Source organism: Nocardioides sp., assembly GCF_031422975.1.
Lineage (GTDB): Bacteria > Actinomycetota > Actinomycetes > Propionibacteriales > Nocardioidaceae > Nocardioides.
Genome location: NZ_JANPEO010000528.1, coordinates 1 through 1,692 on the forward strand (window position 1 = coordinate 1; position 1,692 = coordinate 1,692).

Annotated in this window: 3 protein-coding genes; 1 reads left to right on the forward strand and 2 read right to left on the reverse strand. The window is 70.3% G+C overall.

Annotated elements, in window-relative coordinates:
• Together modA and RMO85_RS15745 are read right to left on the reverse strand one after the other, a co-directional pair.
• On the reverse strand, positions 1-564 hold a 564-nt coding region (gene modA, locus RMO85_RS15740; RefSeq protein ID WP_310529667.1), incomplete at its 3' end, for a molybdate ABC transporter substrate-binding protein.
• 57 nt (positions 565-621) lie between these two features.
• Positions 622-1,026, reverse strand: coding sequence for a TOBE domain-containing protein (locus tag RMO85_RS15745; protein WP_310529668.1), 405 nt, complete (start codon positions 1,024-1,026; stop codon positions 622-624).
• Between the two features lie 102 nt (positions 1,027-1,128).
• On the opposite strand from RMO85_RS15745, the gene RMO85_RS15750 reads away from it, so the two are divergent.
• Complete coding sequence (locus RMO85_RS15750; RefSeq protein ID WP_310529669.1) at positions 1,129-1,665, forward strand: DUF4245 domain-containing protein; 537 nt, start codon at positions 1,129-1,131, stop codon at positions 1,663-1,665.
• Positions 1,666-1,692: the final 27 nt, after the last annotated feature.

Below are 1,692 nucleotides of genomic sequence, written 5' to 3' on the forward strand. Positions count from 1 at the left end.
GACGACGTCGGTGGCATAGACGAGGCCGGCGTCGGCCTCCCCCGAGACGACCTTGTCGAGGGTGGCGCGGACATCCTCCTCGAGGCTGGCCGGCTCTGCGGTGATGGCGTTGTCGGCGAGCACGGCCGCCGCCACCCGGCCGCAGGGCGCCTCGTCGGTGCAGCGCACCCAGGTGGCGCCCTCGAGGTCGTCGAGCGACTCGATGCCGGCGGGGTTGTCGGGCGGCGTCACGAGGGTCAGCACGTTGGTCGCGAAGGCGGAGACCTCGCTGGTGACGCCCGCGTCCTGCGCGAGCCGCATCGAGGTCTCGTCGGCGGTGGCGAGCACGTCGCCGGGCGCGCCGTCGGCGACCTGCTCGGCGAGGTCGGTGCTCGAACCGAACGAGAAGGCCACCGTGGTGCCCTCGTGGGCGTTCTCGAACCCCGTGGCCAGGTCCTCGAAGACGTCGGTCAGTGAGGCGGCCGCCAGCACCGTCACGGTGTGCGTCTCCTCGCTGCCGCAACCGGCCAGCGGGACAAGCAGGGAGAAGAGAACCGCTCCGACCGCTACTCCGTGTCGTCTCATGGGCACAGTGTGCCGCATGTGCGGGAACTTGGCGCCCTGATGAACCCGCACTTGCGGTCAGACGGTTTCGATCACGACGTTGGTCGACTTCACCGAGGCGATGGCTCGGACTCCCGGAGCGAGCCCGAGCTCGTCGGCGGCATCGGCGCTCATCAACGACACCATCCGGTTGTTGCCGCAGACCATCTCGACCTGGGCCATCACGGTGTCCTTCTTGACCCGGGTGACGATGCCGGGCAACCGGTTGCGCGCGCTGACCGAACTCGCCCGGTTGCGGTCGCGGTCGGGCTCGTCGAGCAGCGACTCGGCGAGCGCGGCGAGGTCGGTGCCGGCGATGACGGCGGGGCTGGTGCCGGCCGTCGTCAGCCGTCCGGCATCCACCCAGCGGCGTACGGTGTCGTCGCTCACGCCCAGGATCTCGGCAGCCTCGGCCAATCGGTAGGTCATCGGATCCGGTGTCATGGCGCCATTGTGGCGGGTCGCGCGCGAGGTGACCTTCAGGCCGGGGGCAGCACCGCCGTCCCGTGCGGCACTCCGCGGTCGGCACCTGTGAGAATGGCCGGCGTGAGTGAGAAGCCAGGCCGCTACCAGCGTTCGTCCAACGGCCTGATCGGGGCGATGATCGTGACGCTGCTGGCGATCGGCGCGTTCGTGCTGGTGCGGTCGCTGACCCGCGCGGATCTCGAGGTGGAGCGCGAACCGGTCGACTTCGCTGCCGCCGCTGAGGCTGCACGCGGCGCGGGCTTCGACGTGATCGCCCCCGCAGAACTGCCTGCCGGCTGGATCGCCACCGCGGTCGACCTCCAGCAGACGGACCCGCCGCTGTGGGGAATCAGCGCCCTGACCGACAAGGACACGTTCGTGGGTCTGCGTCAGGAGGAGGAGTCGGTCAGCGACCTCGTCGAGCTCAACATCGACGAGGACGCCGCCGAAGGCGCACCACTTGAGCTCGACAGCGTGGTCGGCTCGACCTGGCAGACCTGGACCGACGAGGGCGGCGACACCGGCTACGCGATCGAGTACGGCGACGAGACGGTGCTCGTCTACGGGTCGGCGTCGGCGGCGGACCTGCAGGAGTTCATCACCCTGCTGGAGCGCTGAGGCTCGCCCTGCCAGCGAGATCGCCGG